Source organism: Micromonospora sediminimaris, assembly GCF_016863575.1.
GTDB lineage: Bacteria > Actinomycetota > Actinomycetes > Mycobacteriales > Micromonosporaceae > Micromonospora > Micromonospora sediminimaris.
This window is the reverse complement of sequence record NZ_BOPD01000069.1, coordinates 1-1,329: the sequence shown is the minus strand read 5'-3', so window position 1 is coordinate 1,329 and position 1,329 is coordinate 1. Positions and strand designations below refer to the sequence as shown.

The 1,329-nt window shown below is 66.5% G+C and carries 2 protein-coding genes; both read left to right on the top strand.

Going from position 1 to position 1,329, the window contains the following annotated elements; genetic code table 11:
• Nucleotides 1–377: transposase (locus Vse01_RS29115; protein ID WP_204019284.1), on the top strand; the 377-nt coding region annotated here is incomplete at its 5' end.
• Nucleotides 374–1,300 (top strand): IS3 family transposase, encoded by a 927-nt coding sequence (locus tag Vse01_RS29110; RefSeq protein ID WP_093403175.1) that lies wholly within the window; start codon nucleotides 374–376, stop codon nucleotides 1,298–1,300. The genes Vse01_RS29115 and Vse01_RS29110, both read left to right, overlap by 4 nt.
• Nucleotides 1,301–1,329 lie beyond the last annotated feature (29 nt).

The window sequence follows — 1,329 nt, the reverse complement described above, 5'->3', positions numbered from 1 at the left end:
GAGCCACCCCCGCTTTCATGGAGCTTCTTGATCATGGTCTGATGGCCGTGGGGAGGAAGTTGTCCGTGGCAGCACCGAAGAAGTACCCCGATGAGCTACGTCAGCGTGCTGTGCGCTTGTACCGCGAGTCGGACCCGAAGCCGGTGATCCGGCGCCTGGCCGAGCAGCTTGGCGTGCATCACGAGGCGTTGCGGAATTGGATCCGTCAGGCCGAGGCCGACGCGGGTGAGCGTCACGATCGGCCGACCAGCGAGATGGCGGAGGAGAACCGCCGGCTGCGCAGGGAGGTCGCCGAGTTGCGGCGGGCGAACGAGATCTTGAAGGCCGCGAGTGCGTATTTCGCGGCGGAGCTCGACCCGACCCGGCGACGGTCATGAGGTTCATCGGTGAACATCGTGACCAGTTCGCGGTCGCGCTCCTGCTACGGGTCCTGAACATCGGCGCCTCGACCTACTACGCGTGGGTGAGACAGGCCGAGCAGCCCTGCGACCGGGACGTGGTCGATCTGGGGCTGATCTCGAACATCCATGAGATCTGGCAGACCTCCGGGCGCACCTACGGCGCGGACCGGGTCCACCGGCAGCTACGCCGCGACGGCATCGGGGTGGGCCGTAAGCGGGTCGAGCGGCTGATGGCGCAGCAGGGTTGGCAGGGTGCGTTCCTGCGTCGCGGCTGGCGCGGCGGTTCCACGAGGCGGGATCCGCGGCACACGCCGGCGCCGGATCTGGTCAACCGGCAGTTCACCGCCGACGGGCCGAACCGGCTCTGGGTCGCCGACGCCACCCGCGTCCCCTGCGGCGAAGGCGTGTTCTGGCTCGCCGCGGTCCGGGATGTGTTCTCCCGCCGGATCGTGGGGTGGAAGACCTCCGACCGCTGCGACACCGACCTGATCCTCGCCGCCCTCGAATACGGCATCTGGTCCCGGGATGTCCGCGACGGCCAGTTGATCCACCACTCAGATCGCGGGTCGAACTACACGTCGTTCCGCTTCACGGAACGCTTGCAGGACAACGGGATTCTGCCCTCGATGGGCTCCGTCGGTGACTCCTACGACAACGCGCTCATGGAGAACTTCTGGTCCACGCTGAAGATCGAACTCGTCTACCGCACGTCCTGGCGGACCCGCGACGAGGCAGAGAATGCGATCTTCGCTTACATCGATGGCTGGTACAACACCCGCCGCATCCAGAAGGAACTGGACTACCTCAGCCCGAACGAGTACGAGACCGCCTGGCACACCCGCCAAACCGAGCCAGCCGAACCACCTATCGCCACCCCTGCGCCAGCCGGCAGCAGGTAACCACCGCTCCATCAAAGCGGGGGAAACTC

What these genes read in the sequence shown, in the direction of transcription:
- Vse01_RS29110 (WP_093403175.1), top strand. Translation starts at nt 374, where the DNA reads ATGAGGTTCATCGGTGAACATCGTGACCAGTTCGCGGTCGCGCTCCTG.